We start from the raw sequence: 13,578 nt of genomic DNA, 5'->3' as shown, positions 1-13,578 counted from the left end.
TGCTTAATGTTTTACGTGCAACGCGATGCGCAAGGTCAGTTAGTGCGCGTGGAAGCCACGGCCTACGCCGAGGCCACGGAAACGCTGCCGGCCGACCACCATGAAATCCAGGCCTGGTATGCCCACGAAGTGGTGGAAACCAGCCTCAAGCAGCTCAAGCAGAGCGACCTGGAGATGATTCGGGTACTCGACGACTTGATTCAGGTGCTGACCCAAAAAGGCGTGATCCGCGTCACCGACCTGCCGCCGGCCGCACAGGCCAAGCTGATGGACCGGACCCAGGCACGTGAGGCGTTGGGCGGGTTGAGCCAGTTGATCGATGATGATGAGACGGGGTTGATTTAACCCCTGACGCCGATCATTCCCACGCTCTGCGTGGGAATGATGAGCGGGCTACTGCCAAGGCTTCGGCTCACCAAACAACTGCCCCTGAACTCCATACAACCCCATCTCGCGAATCACCGACAACTCCCCTTCGGTCTCGACCCGCTCGGCAATCAACGGCAAATCGATGCTGTGCGCCGCTCGCTGAATCGCCTCGATGAACAGGCGCTTGTCGCTTTCCTGATCAATCGCGCGGATGTAACTGCCGTCGATCTTCAGATACGCCAGCCCCAGCCGCGCCAGGTTGCCGATCATGCTGAAGCGCCCACCAAAGCGCTGCAGACTCAGCGAGAACCCAAGCTCGCGCAAACGCCGCGTCAGCTGCTCCAATACCGCTTGCTCGGGCAGTTGCTCTTCGCCGATTTCCAGGGTCAGTCGTTCGCCAAGATTCGAATGCTGATGCAGGATATCGAACACTGCGTTCAGCGCCTGCGGGTCCGCCAGTGTCGCCGAAGACAGGTTCAGCGCCAGCGACTCCTCATGGTCGACCATCTGCTCAAGCACCAATTCCAGCATCAAACGGTCCAGTCGCGCGGTCCAGCCGAAACGCTCAAGCCATGGCAAGAAACGCCCGGCGGGAATGGTCTGGTCCTGTTCGTCGAGCAGGCGCGACAGCACTTTGTAATGCAGCACCAACTCTGTGTCGTGGCTGGCCACTACCGGCTGGAAATACAGCTCGAAACGCTGCTGGTCCAACGCCTGATCCAGCAGGGTGTGCCAGGCATGGTGATCGTCGCCAACCCGCGCCGGCGCGCCCTGATCGAGGCATGCCCAGCTCGGTTCACCCTGGCTTTCTGCCTGGGCCAGTGCCTGATCCGCCAACCCGATCACCGCTTGCGGCGAGTCGCCATGGGCAAACGGCGCCAACCCGATCGAAGCCACCGAAGCCACGTCCGTGGCGCCCGTCGCATGCAGGCTCCCCAAGGCACTTTCGAGATTACTCGCCAGTTGTAGCGCTTCTTCACGTACCAGCCCCGGCGCCAGCACGGCGAATTCCCCACCACGAATACGCGTCACGAGGTTCTGGATTTCCGGGTACTTGGCGCACTCGCGGGACAACTGCTCACCGACCGCTTTCAACAATTCATCGGTACGCTGACCGCCCAGCCGCTGGTTCAAACCAGCCAGATCCTTCACCCGCAACAGCAGTAAATAACCGGAGCTGGCCTGCTCCGAGTTGTTCAATCGCGCGTTTAATTGCATTTCGAAATAGCGCCGGTTGGCCAGGCCGGTCAGGTTGTCCTGATAGGACTCGGCGCGCAGCTTTTCACTGCGTTCGGCCTGTTCCTGGAACAGCGCCTTGAGCTTCTCGACCATCTGGTTCATGGCCTGCACCACCCGACGCAGTTCCGGGGTGCGCGGCAGTTCTGGCAGGCTTAAGAATTCCCGGCGAGCAATGGCATGGGATTGCTTGACCATGTAGTCCAGCGGCTTCAGTTGCCGACGCAGCAACAACGCGCCCAGCACCGCACTCACCGCGCCACAGAGCAGCAACCAGCCGAGGCTGCCCAACGCGCTCTGCCACAGCTTGGCTAACGCGAACATCGGATGGCTGACCACCTCGACCCGCGCGGCCTGCTCCCAGCCACGGCTGACAATCGCATCACCACCGGCCGGCTCCAGGCCGATCAGTTTGACGAACCAGTCGGGCACGTTGGTGACCGCCGGGATGCCGCTGCGCTCGACAATCGTCTTGTCGTTGGCCAGATCGACCACGCGGATGCTCGCGTAGTAACCGCTGTCGAAGATCGAGCTGACCAGCAACTCGACCATTGCCGGGTCGTCGATGTTCGGCGTCAGGGACAGCGCCAATGCCGTCGCGGCGTCCTGGGCGTGAGAACGCAACTGATTGACGTACTGGGTGCGCGAGCTTTCCAGACTGACCATGAAGCTGCCGGTGAAGGCGACCACCAGGAACAGACAGATAGCGATCAACAGCTGTTTGAACAAAGACATCTGAGCGCGTGCTCCTAGTTAATCGTCTCGACCGGGAAACCTTCGGCCTGCATTTTCTTCAACACGTCCTGCCAGCGAGACAGGCGTTTGGTGTCTCCGACCTTCTTGTTGCCCTTGGCACCCGGCAGCCACAACCCTTCGGCATTGAAAGAGTAGACCGGCAGCAAATCGGTTCGCTGGTTGGCGGGCTTGATCGCATCGATCAGGCTGTCGAGCACCAAAGGCATGGCCTCGGGGCTCGCGTAGTAGGTCAGCACCATGTGCGCGCGGTTCAGGCGCAAAGCCTTGACGTAGGTAATGCGCAGCTTGTCACTGGAGACACCAAGATGACGCAGACTGAAATACTTGGCGATAGCGTAGTCTTCGCAATCGCCGGCGCCCTTCCACAAGGCTTCGATGGGGGTTTCCCAATAATCGACCTCGTGCCACAGGTCGATGTCTTCTTCGTAGCGCATCTGCCTGTTGAAGAACTGGTTGACCACGTTGAGCTGCTCCAGCTCGCCGACCTGTTTTTGCGTGGCCAGCAACTGCTGCCAGGCATCGATGCGCTGCCGCCCTTCACCCAAAGGCCCGTACAATGCCTGCGCACGACGGCTGATCAGCGAAAAATCCCAGTCGGCATGCAGCCCGCCCAGCATGACGCCGGCCAGCAGCAGTGCGCAGCCTAGCCAGCGCAAAGTCCGAGGGATCGCGAAACGTACCGCCAATGCGAGGCATCCAGATCAGGCAGATGGAAATCTGGCTTGATGGTGAAGGTTCGTCTGCTAAAAGACAATGGCACGGTGAGATCACTGCCAACACGCTAAACTTTGCGTTACGGGTGCAATATAAAGATCGCAGCCTTCGGCAACTCCTGTGCCGAAGTCTGCAGGAGCTGCCGAAGACTGCGCCTTTTGACTGTTTGACAACCCGTCAGGCAGTCACTAGTGTCCATTTGGATCCAAATACTTCAGCCAATCAGGGTGCGTTTGTCGTGACACAGAAGCCCAACCCTCTCAGCAGCATCAAGGTCAACGGGCCGATTCCCGCTCATTTGGCACGCTCGGTGATCGAAGAAACCCTGCGCGCAGCCATTCTCGACGGTCGCATTCCTTGCGGCACGGCCCTGCGTCAGCAAGACCTCGCCGACCTGTTCGGCGTTAGCCGCATGCCGGTGCGCGAAGCCTTGCGCCAGCTTGAAGCGCAAGCACTGCTCAACGTGATCGCCCATAAAGGCGCGGTGGTCGCACCGTTGGTTCAGGGCGATGCGACAGAGACCTATGAGTTGCGGATCCTGCTGGAGTCAGAAGCCTTGCGTCGGTCGATCCCCCTGCTTGAAGACGCCGATTTCAAACAGGCTGCACGCTACATCGACGAGTTGGAAACGGAACACGACTACACCGAGATCGGCCGGCTCAATCGCCTGTTCCACATGGCGCTTTACCACAAAGCCCCCAACCAGCGGCTGCTGAGACTGGTCGAAGACGGGTTGAACGAAGAGGAACGCTTCCTGCGCTTCAACCTGGAAGCCATGGGCCTGGGCAAACTGTCTCAGGAAGATCACCGAGCGTTGTTGCGGGCCGCCGAGGACCGGGATATCGAGCACTCGGTGATGTTGCTCGAAAACCACCTCAACCGGGGTGTCGAAGTCATTACGCACTACCTCGCAAGCCCTGAGGCACAGCGCAGGAAAACCTCGAAGTAATCCGTGGCGACAGCTCCGAGCGAGCCATTGAACGGCTCGCCGCGATTTCTGGCTGATCCGCACCTGGACTGCTCGACGAACAAATCTGCTTACAAATCCCCCTTTCGCCTACACCGCGCCGGTGTGCAGCGACTTCATGCCCATTCCCAAAGCCCTGTCACCCCCGAGCCCGATAATTGCACCTATCAGATCATGCAGGGGTGATAGCGACTGCCGTGAATTACGCTCACTCTTGAGCTGCCAACGAATAATGACGGGCGACGCACCGCACTCCGGAGCAGTCACCCGCACCACAAGAACCAACGGAAGGAGTCTTGTCACGGGAAAGGAAGAACCGGCGTCGCTCCCAGCCAACTTCCACCCCCTCAGATCACATCAATGACCCAAGTAGAAAGTTGCTTCGAGTGAGGCATTCACTCTTTATTTGAATTTTGGCTTATATACGCCGAAAGGAGCAACTACGCCCAAATAAAACTTTATATGAAAGTCTTATTGGAACTTGTCGCACTCGAGAAAGTTAAACTTTCAATTAATTAAAAAAACACTTGCCCGACACTTTATTCATGCATTAGTTTTTCTCCGCCGCCCATAAACACCGGGCCAAGCACTACTCAGCGATTGCATGACCCTAACAAGCATCAATTCAATTGAGGCACCCGCTCGCCAATAGAAAACTTCAAGCAACCGTTACTTATTGATCAACACCCCCTCAACGGTATTCCAGATCACTTATAGGCTCGCTCATGAAACCGACTAAAGATCGTCTTAATCAGAAGAAAGCAGAACTTAGTGCGCACCCGATCTTTTCTGAAATACATTCGTTATCGGTGCTTCAACGCTTCATGGAAACCCATGTGTTCGCAGTGTGGGATTTCATGTCGCTGACCAAACGCCTGCAACAGGAACTGACCTGCGTTCAGCTGCCCTGGCTACCGCCACGAGATCCGCAGGCCGCGCGTCTGATCAACGAGATCGTGCTCGGTGAAGAGTCCGATGATCGTCCCGCCCAAGGTCACTACAGCCATTTCGAGTTGTACCTCGATGCGATGCGCGAAGTCGGTGCAAGCACGGTCGCCGTCGAACGCTTCGTGGCGTTGCAAAAAGAAGGCGTGAGCTACGACGTGGCCTTGCAAAGCGTGGACGTCGACCCGGCGGCCGCACAGTTCGTACGCCACACCTTGCACACCGCGTTGCATGCGCCGGGGCACAGTGTGGCGGCGGCGTTTCTGCACGGCCGCGAGAGTGTCATCCCGCAGATGTTCCAGCGGATTCTCGACGACTGGGGCATTGGCATCGAACAGGCGCCGACCTTCCGTTACTACCTGGAACGGCACATCGAAGTCGACTCCGAAGACCACGGCCCAGCGGCGGAAAAATTCCTCGCACGCCTGGTCAATGGCGATCCGCAGCGCGAAGAAGACGTATACGCCAGCGCCATCGCCGCCGTGGAAAGTCGCATCGCGCTGTGGGACGGCTTGCGCCTGAGCATGAGCGAACCGGTTGCCGAGGTGAACGCATGAACGCCGCCGACTACCAATCCTTCGCCGACGCCTGGGAAAGCCGCGCAACCATTCGCACCCGCCCCCGGCGTGTGCTGGAGAACGACGACAAGCTGATCTATCCACTGAGCCGCCAGCCGCTGGTGCTGAGCGAAACCTTCCTGCGCGAATGCCCGGAACAACGGGACTTCGCCCTGGTACAGACGCTCTACAAGTTCATCAATGACGTGGTGATTTTCGAAACCGAGATCGTCGACAAGACCGCCCGCAGCATCGCTAAAAACCGCTTCAGCGTGGCGTTCCCGTTCGCCTGTCGCTACGACGCCATGACCGTGGTGGTGGACGAGGATTACCACGCCCTGGTGGCCATGGACTTCATGCAGCAGACCGTCGCCATGACCGGCATCACCCCCATCGAACTGCCGGATGAAATCGAACTGAGCCGTGCCATCCCGGCGGCCGTGGCCCTCGCACCGGAGCACCTGCGCAGCGCCGTGGAACTGATCTGCGTAGCCATCGCCGAGAACACCGTGACCGGTGATGTGGCGGCGTTCGCCAAGGACGACACGGTCAAGCAATCGATCAAAGGCCTGATGGCCGACCACTTGCTCGACGAGGGCCGTCATTCCGGGTTCTGGTCGCGGTTGGTGCGCATCTACTGGCACACCGCAAGCGAAGACGATCGCCAGTGCATCGCGCACATCCTGCCGGTGTTCATCGGCCATTACCTGACCAACGACATCCAGAAGTCCTTCGACTTCCGCCTGATCGACGCCTTGCAGATCAGCGATGCAGCACGTCAGGCCCTCAAGGGCGAAATGTCGGGGCTGGCCTTCCCGATCAATCGCCATCACCCGCTGGTCGCCAACATCGTGCGGTTTTTCCGCAGCAGTTCGCTGCTCGATTCACCGTGCGTGCAAAGCGCCCTGAGCGACTACCTGGTTTAACGAGGAGAACATCATGAGACGTCTCGATATTTTGCTCATCGGGCAAAGCCAGGCCCTGACCGAACTGGCACTGGAGCTCGAACAACACGGTCATTCACTGGCGCGACTTGCGAATGTGGAGGAGCCGCCACCGGGCCTATTTGATTTGTTGATCGACGATGCCAGCCTGCCGTTTCGAGACTTCGGCAATGCGCCGCGCTTGATGCTACAGCTGGGTGTCGGGCTGCCTGGAGCCTGCGGGCTGCCACCGTTGGACCTGCTGTGCACGTACAACTCGACGCCGTTGAGTCGCGTGCCGGTCGCCGAAGAGTTGTCCGGCAACGGCCAGGCATTGCGCCTGCGAGCGGTGGCCGAGCTGGTCGATCATGTGGCGCTGCTGGTCAGCCGCTTCTCCCGGGATGCCGACTATTTCCTGCAGGCCGAGCCGACGATTTCCGCGCACTTCGAGCAGGTGGAAAACCTGCAGTTTTTAGAGCACCTGGCCTTCGTCCACCGCCTCAACAACACGGCAGAACCACGACTGCTGCAACTTGGGCAGATCCCGATGATCGAGCGGCTTGAACAGCGCTTCATTCAGTCTGCCGAGCGTGCGGCACTGAACATCGCCGGCACGTCGCTGAGCTATCGGCAACTGCACGCCCACAGCCGCGCCATCCAACAGCGATTGCAACCGTTGCTCGAACAGCATCAAGGACGGTTGGTGGTCGGGATCTGCCTGCCAAAGTGCAGCGCGTTGTATGCGGGAATTCTGGCGATCCTGGGCAGCGGCGCGGTGTACCTGCCGCTGGAGCCGAGCCACCCGCTGCAACGTCAGCAGTACATTCTGGAAAACGCTGGAGCGGTGTTGTTGCTGCATGACGGAGAACATCCACTCAGCGAGACGATGCCGGGGCTGGACATCAGCCGTATCGACAGCGGCGATGTGAACTTCGATCAACCCTTGATGCGCCAACGCCCCGATCTCGACGCGCCATGCATGGCGCTATACACCTCGGGCACCACGGGTCACCCCAAAGGCGTGGTGCTCAGCCAGGCCAACCTCGCGCACTTCACCGCGTGGTACGCCGACTACGTGCAGCTGACCGAACAGAGTCGGGCGTTGCAGTTTTCATCGTTGAGTTTCGACTCGTCACTGATCGATATCTTCCCGACCCTGCTGCAGGGCGCAGAGCTGATCGTGCCCAACGAGGACCAACGTCGCGACCCGCTGCAACTGGTCGAGCTGATCCGCCACCAACAACTCAGCCATGCCTTTTTGCCGCCAGCCTTGCTGAGCATCCTGCCGCTGGATCAGTTGCAGGTCCTCGATCATGTGATGACCGGCGGCGATGTCTGCGAACCCTACGTAGTCCAGCAACTGACCCGCCAAGGCAATCTCTACAACCTCTATGGCCCGACCGAAGCCACGGTGCTGATCACCGCGCGGCAACTGCGTACCGGCGACAGCAACCGGACCCTCGGTGCACCGATTGCCAACAGTCAGGTGCTGATCCTTGATGAGGATTTGCAACCGGTAACCGAGCAAACCGTCGGTGAGTTGTACATCGTCGGCCCGGGGGTGTGCCTGGGTTACCTGAACAATCCGCAGCAGACTGCCGAACGCTATCTGAACCTGCACCTGCCGAACGGCCAGAGCCTGCGCGCCTACCGCTCCGGCGACATGGCCAAGTGGACCGCCGACGGTATCGAGCTGTGCGGACGGCGAGACAATCAGGTGAAGATTCGCGGCTTTCGGGTCGAGCCGGAAGAGATCGAACGCTGCCTGCGCGACAGCCAGCTGTACCGTCAGGTGGCGGTGGTCATCGATTGTCATCGGCGGATTCTGGCCTTTCTCGCGCAACCCCAGGAAGTGCAACCCGGTGCCGCTCGCGAAGCCTTGAAAGCCCACGCGATGCAGTTTTTGCCGGACTACATGCAGCCGATCGCCTGGACCGAACTGGTAAGCATGCCGTTCGCCAGCAACGGCAAGGTCGACCGCAAAGCGCTGCTGGAATTGCCCGTCAATGTGACCGAAAACAGCCCACGGTGTTTACCCGCCAGCGCCGATGAAGCGCTGTTGTTAGAAATCTGGGCTGAGCTGCTGGAGCTACCCGCCAGCGACATTTCCACCGACGAAAGCTTCTTCAACCTCGGCGGGCACTCGATCCTGCTGTCGCGCATGCTCCTGCGTTTGCGTGAGGAGTTCGGCCGCAGTATCTCGATCAACCGCTTCATCGAACTGCCGACGATTGCGAAGCTGGCGACGTTGGTGCGCGGCTCCGGGACCGAGGAAGTGCTGAGTGAAAAAGCCTTGGCCGATGCCTTCCGTGAACTGGACATCGAGCCGCTGCCGGTCAGCCGAATGGGCGATGTGCACAAGGTGATCGTCACCGGTGCCAACAGCTTCGTCGGTGTGCATATCGTCGAAGCGCTGCTTGCCTGGGGCGCCAGCGAAGTGGCGTGCCTGGTGCGCGATGGCGGTGGGCAATCGGCGGCGCAACGCTTTGCGGATGCGTTGCGGGAAAACCGCCTGGAGCATCTGGACCTGAGCCGGGTGCAGGTTTACGCGGCGGACATCACTCGCCCGCAACTGGGGCTCAGCGAAGCGGTTTACGAACGGCTGGATCGAGAGTTCGGCGCACTGGTGCACAACGCCGCCAACGTCAATCACGTCCTCGATTACGAGTCGTTGGCGCGGGATAACGTCGAACCGATTTTCGAGTGTCTGCGCCTGTGTGAAGGCCGCAGCAAGAAGATCTTCAACTTCGTCTCGACGCTCTCGGCGTCCAGCACGATTTCCGACGATGGCCGGGTGCTGGAGTTGCCCGCCGCGCAGACACCACCGATCTACATCAAGAACGGCTACAACCTGTCCAAATGGGTCGGTGAGCGGATTCTCGAAAGGGCGCGGGAACGAGGAGTTCGGGTCAATCTTTACCGCCCTGGCAATATCAGCTTCAACAGCCTCACCGGCGTCTGCCAGCCCCACAAGAATCGCCTGATGCTGATGCTCAAGGGCTCGATCCAGCTTGGTCAGGTACCGGAGTTCGCACTGAATTTCGACCTGATGCCGGTGGATTTTCTCGCCCGTTTCATCGCCTTCCATGCCAGCCGTTACCAGGCCGAAAAAGCGGTGTTCAACCTGCACAACCCCGAACCTCTGAGCTGGGACACCTACGTGGCTTCCTTTCGCGAAGCCGGAAGGGAGTTCTCGATGGTCAGCGTCGCCGACTGGCAGCAGCAATTGGGCCGGGTCGACAGTGATAACGCGCTGTTTGGCGTGCTGGGTTTCTACCTCAACGGCTTCGAGGAAGACATCGGCGACATCTCGATGATCGGCCACGACAACGCCCAGGCCGGTGTACGGCAGATGGGCGCGCACTACCCGGAAAAATCCCCGGCGCTGCTGCGACGCGGCTGCGACTACCTCAAAGAAATCAACTTCATCTGAGTCACCCCAACCAAGCACGGAGCAAAAAACATGAATACCCTGCAACCCGATACCCTGATCAAAAACCCTCAAGGCTGCCACGTTGTGTCTTCGGTGGAAGTGCCAGTCGATGCGGCGCAAGTCTGGGCGGTGGTCGGCAACTTTGCCGGCTTCGACAAATTCATTCCGGCGCTGTCGCACATCGAGATGACCGGCGAAGGTGTGTCGTCGCTGCGCAAGAAGTTCTTTAAGGACGGCAACCTGGTGGTCGAGCAGCTCAACTCCCGCAACGACCAGGCGCTGAACATGACCTGGACCACGATCTACAACACCTTGGGCGTGGCCAATTTGTGGGCGGCGATGAGTGTGGAATCCCTGGGTACAGACAACTCGCGGGCGACCTGGACGATCATCGCCGAACCGGCCCAGGGCGGCGCCGAGGCCCTGCCGGGGTTCAAGCAGTTCGTTCAGGGGTTTGCCGATGATGCGATGGGGAATGTGGTGAAGCTGTTTGTGTAACACTTCGGTTCAGCGGTGACTGATCTACCGCTATCGCAGGCAAGCCTCGCTCCTACAGGTTAGCTCTTGTAGGAGCGAGCGGTGCGGCGATCCGACTTGCACGCGAAGAACGATAACGCGATCCTACTGACCTCAATCAGATCTTGAAGCTATCAACCAGTTGCTTCAAACGATTGGCCTGCTGGGACAGCGCATCACAATCCTTCAATGTTTCATTGAGGTTGGCCACGCTCTGCTGGTTCAGCAGGTTGATCTGGTTGACGTCGACGTTGAGGGTTTCGACCACGGCCGTCTGCTCTTCGGTCGCCGCGGCCACCGATTGGTTCATGCCGTCGATTTCGCCGATGCGCTGGGTCACGCTGACCAGTCGCAGGCCGGCCTGGTTCGCCACTTCGACGCTCTGCTCGCTGGACACCTGACTGGCGTTCATCGTAGTCACCGCCTCGCGAGAACCGATCTGCAGCGAGCTGATCATCTTGTGGATCTCTTCCGCCGACTCCTGGGTGCGATGAGCCAGGTTGCGCACCTCATCCGCCACCACCGCAAAACCACGACCGGCCTCACCGGCACGGGCCGCTTCGATGGCCGCGTTGAGCGCCAACAGATTGGTCTGCTGGGAGATGCCTTTGATCACATCCAGAATGTGGCCGATGTTGTCGGTGCTCGCGTTCAGGGTTTCGATCTGCGTGCAGGACAGGCTGATTTTCTGCGACAGCTCGGTCATGGCCTGGATGGTTTGTTCCACCACCTGACGGCCGTCATCGGCCTGCTCGCTCGCGCCGCTGGCGTGTTGCGAAGCATCGGCGGCATTGCGGGCGATTTCCTGGGTGGCGGCGCCCAATTGGTTGATCGCCGCGGCCACGCTGTTGGTGCGGGCGCTTTGTTCGTCGGAGCCGATGATCGAAGCGTTGGACGATGCCATCACCCGTTGCGACAGATCATGAACCTGGCGGGTCGCCGAGGACACTTCGCAAATCGATGCGTGAATCCGCTCCACGAACTGGTTGAAGGAACCACCCAACTCGCCGAACTCGTCTTTGCTTTCTACGACCAGACGACGGGTCAGGTCGCCCTCACCCTGAGCGATGTCCTGCATCGCACGGCCCATCGTGGTCAGCGGACGCATCAATACGCTGATCAGCAGGCTCAACAGCACCGCAATAGCGGTCACGGCGATGAACATCGCGATCAGCGCCGAGGTGCGGAACTGGCTCAGTGGTGCGTAGGCCTTGGCCTTGTCAATCGACAGACCGACGTACCACTCGGCATTCGGCAAACCGCTCACCGGTGTGAACGAAAGGATGCGGTCCTGTTTGTTCAGTACGACTTCCTGGATGCCTTTCTCGATGCGAACACTGGAACCCGGATAGATGTCTTTCAGGTTCTTCATCACTTGGTCTTTGTCCGGACTGACGATCACCTGACCGTCGGCACTGACCAAGAATGCGTGACCGATACCACCGAAGTCCACCGAGTTGATGATCTTCACCAGGGTTTCCAGGCTCAGGTCACCGCCGACCACGCCCAGCAGTTCGCTGTTCTTTTTCACCGGTATGGCAACGGTCACCACCAGCCCGCCGACCGCCGCCATATAAGGCGGGGTCAGCATGGTCTTGTCGGCGACCACGGCTTGTTTGTACCAGGGGCGCTGACGCGGATCGTAGCCGTCTGGCATCTTCGCGTCGGGGCGCTGGGTGAACATGCCATTGGCCTGCCCGACGTAGGTGAACTGGAAGTTCGAGGTGAGGGCCGGTTGATCGACCAGCCCTGGCAAGTCAGCATTGGCACCCTGATGGGCGACGTTCTGCGCGAGGTTTTCCAGGACCAGCACGCGGCCGCTCATCCAGTTCTGCACGCTGCTGGCAGTCAGGTCGCCGGCTTGCTCAACGGAGGACTCGATGTTTTGCCGAATGGTGTTTCGTTGCAGATAGTCGTTGTACAAAGTGAACAACGCAAACGCCAGCACCACGACGCCTGAAGCGGCCAGCAGGATTTTATGGCTGAACTTGAGATTCATTTCATGGGACTTCTTATGCCAAAAGTGGGGATGCGTTCCGGGTTGCAACATTCCATGTAACAGCGCAGACGGCATTCTGAAGCCGCTCTACTTTGGTGCACGCATGTCTCATCAGTCTTTCGGCACGAGCGGGAGAAAACTTAAGGATTTGTACAAAACCCGTCAGATAACCGCCGAACGGCGTGCTAGAAGGGACGGATTATTGGGCTTACCGCACGTCATGATCGCGGTGTTGGGTGTTTTGGCTGTGGTGTATCGATGAGGGGGGGTCTATATCTGATGCTACTGGCTCGAAGGAGCAGCGAGACACGCAGACCTGGATTTGACCCGCTTCAGACTTAGACGTCTATAAGCCCAGAAAGACAAAACCCCTGTCTGCATAAGCAGACAGGGGTTTCGGAATTTAATCTTGACGATGACCTACTCTCACATGGGGAAACCCCACACTACCATCGGCGATGCATCGTTTCACTTCTGAGTTCGGGATGGGATCAGGTGGTTCCAATGCTCTATGGTCGTCAAGAAATTCTGTGACCAGCCCGTTACAGCGGTAACGTGCCAGCAAAATTGGTGACTTCTACTAAAACAAAACCCCTACCTGCATATGCAGATAGGGGTTTCGGAATTTAATCTTGACGATGACCTACTCTCACATGGGGAAACCCCACACTACCATCGGCGATGCATCGTTTCACTTCTGAGTTCGGGATGGGATCAGGTGGTTCCAATGCTCTATGGTCGTCAAGAAATTCGGGTACCGAACCGTCTTTCGACGCTTCAGCAAATTGGGTATGCGATAGTTTGTGCGGCTTTTGTGAATAGTTGCGAACTTTCGGTTCATTGCGTCTTCACACACCGCAATCTGGCCTTTCGACTCAAATTGCTTGGGTGTTATATGGTCAAGCCTCACGGGCAATTAGTATTGGTTAGCTCAACGCCTCACAGCGCTTACACACCCAACCTATCAACGTCGTAGTCTTCGACGGCCCTTCAGGGGACTCAAGGTCCCAGTGAGATCTCATCTTGAGGCTAGTTTCCCGCTTAGATGCTTTCAGCGGTTATCTATTCCGAACATAGCTACCCGGCAATGCCACTGGCGTGACAACCGGAACACCAGAGGTTCGTCCACTCCGGTCCTCTCGTACTAGGAGCAGCCCCTCTCA

General features: G+C 58.8%; 9 protein-coding genes and 3 rRNA genes (1 of these 12 cut by a window edge). 6 read left to right on the top strand and 6 right to left on the bottom strand.

Annotated features, from left to right (window positions below; genetic code table 11):
• Positions 1-6 precede the first annotated feature (6 nt).
• Complete coding sequence (locus tag ACEN9A_RS00065) at positions 7-345, top strand: hypothetical protein (RefSeq protein WP_019582912.1); 339 nt, start codon at positions 7-9, stop codon at positions 343-345.
• A 48-nt stretch (positions 346-393) separates the two neighbouring features.
• Here the strand turns inward: ACEN9A_RS00065 and lapD are convergent, their stop codons facing one another.
• Both lapD and lapG read right to left on the bottom strand, forming a co-directional pair.
• Positions 394-2,340 carry a cyclic di-GMP receptor LapD gene (gene lapD, locus ACEN9A_RS00060; RefSeq protein WP_258671854.1) on the bottom strand — a complete coding sequence of 649 codons (1,947 nt, stop codon included), beginning with the start codon at positions 2,338-2,340 and terminating at the stop codon, positions 394-396.
• Between the two features lie 14 nt (positions 2,341-2,354).
• Positions 2,355-3,047: a cysteine protease LapG gene (lapG, locus tag ACEN9A_RS00055; protein ID WP_018930302.1), complete on the bottom strand. Its 693-nt coding sequence runs from the start codon at positions 3,045-3,047 to the stop codon at positions 2,355-2,357.
• Between the two features lie 266 nt (positions 3,048-3,313).
• Between lapG and ACEN9A_RS00050 the strand changes: the two genes are divergently transcribed.
• The 5 genes from ACEN9A_RS00050 (at position 3,314) to ACEN9A_RS00030 (ending at position 10,398) form a co-directional block, all read left to right on the top strand.
• Complete coding sequence (locus tag ACEN9A_RS00050; RefSeq protein WP_019651884.1) at positions 3,314-4,024, top strand: GntR family transcriptional regulator; 711 nt, start codon at positions 3,314-3,316, stop codon at positions 4,022-4,024.
• Positions 4,025-4,767: 743 nt separating this feature from the next.
• Entirely contained in the window at positions 4,768-5,544 is a 777-nt protein-coding gene (locus ACEN9A_RS00045; RefSeq protein WP_413388604.1) for a DUF3050 domain-containing protein, read from the top strand.
• Positions 5,541-6,470: a diiron oxygenase gene (locus ACEN9A_RS00040; RefSeq protein WP_258671853.1), complete on the top strand. Its 930-nt coding sequence runs from the start codon at positions 5,541-5,543 to the stop codon at positions 6,468-6,470. The genes ACEN9A_RS00045 and ACEN9A_RS00040 overlap by 4 nt, the downstream gene beginning before the upstream one ends.
• Before the next feature lie 13 nt (positions 6,471-6,483).
• A complete protein-coding gene (locus ACEN9A_RS00035) occupies positions 6,484-9,900 on the top strand; it encodes a non-ribosomal peptide synthetase (protein ID WP_258671851.1) in 3,417 nt (1,138 codons plus the stop codon).
• A 30-nt stretch (positions 9,901-9,930) separates the two neighbouring features.
• Positions 9,931-10,398: an SRPBCC family protein gene (locus tag ACEN9A_RS00030; RefSeq protein ID WP_019651881.1), complete on the top strand. Its 468-nt coding sequence runs from the start codon at positions 9,931-9,933 to the stop codon at positions 10,396-10,398.
• Positions 10,399-10,534: 136 nt separating this feature from the next.
• Here ACEN9A_RS00030 and ACEN9A_RS00025 read toward each other — a convergent pair whose 3' ends face one another.
• The 4 genes from ACEN9A_RS00025 to ACEN9A_RS00010 all read right to left on the bottom strand — a co-directional run.
• Complete coding sequence (locus ACEN9A_RS00025) at positions 10,535-12,415, bottom strand: methyl-accepting chemotaxis protein (RefSeq protein WP_258671848.1); 1,881 nt, start codon at positions 12,413-12,415, stop codon at positions 10,535-10,537.
• A 407-nt stretch (positions 12,416-12,822) separates the two neighbouring features.
• Positions 12,823-12,938, bottom strand: a 5S ribosomal RNA gene (rrf, locus tag ACEN9A_RS00020).
• Positions 12,939-13,045: 107 nt separating this feature from the next.
• Positions 13,046-13,161, bottom strand: a 5S ribosomal RNA gene (gene rrf, locus ACEN9A_RS00015).
• A gap of 149 nt (positions 13,162-13,310) precedes the next feature.
• Positions 13,311-13,578 (bottom strand): 23S ribosomal RNA (locus ACEN9A_RS00010) (it continues 2,624 nt past the right edge of the window).

Source organism: Pseudomonas sp. Pseusp18, assembly GCF_059506005.1.
Note: the sequence above shows the minus strand (reverse complement) of the source record. Positions and strands in the feature narration are given on the sequence as shown.

Bases quoted from the DNA above. Each gene is read 5' to 3' on its own strand.
- ACEN9A_RS00035 (WP_258671851.1), top strand. From the start codon at position 6,484: ATGAGACGTCTCGATATTTTGCTCATCGGGCAAAGCCAGGCCCTGACC.
- lapD (WP_258671854.1), bottom strand. From the start codon at position 2,340: ATGTCTTTGTTCAAACAGCTGTTGATCGCTATCTGTCTGTTCCTGGTG.
- ACEN9A_RS00065 (WP_019582912.1), top strand. From the start codon at position 7: ATGTTTTACGTGCAACGCGATGCGCAAGGTCAGTTAGTGCGCGTGGAA.
- ACEN9A_RS00025 (WP_258671848.1), bottom strand. From the start codon at position 12,415: ATGAATCTCAAGTTCAGCCATAAAATCCTGCTGGCCGCTTCAGGCGTC.
- ACEN9A_RS00040 (WP_258671853.1), top strand. From the start codon at position 5,541: ATGAACGCCGCCGACTACCAATCCTTCGCCGACGCCTGGGAAAGCCGC.
- ACEN9A_RS00030 (WP_019651881.1), top strand. From the start codon at position 9,931: ATGAATACCCTGCAACCCGATACCCTGATCAAAAACCCTCAAGGCTGC.
- ACEN9A_RS00045 (WP_413388604.1), top strand. From the start codon at position 4,768: ATGAAACCGACTAAAGATCGTCTTAATCAGAAGAAAGCAGAACTTAGT.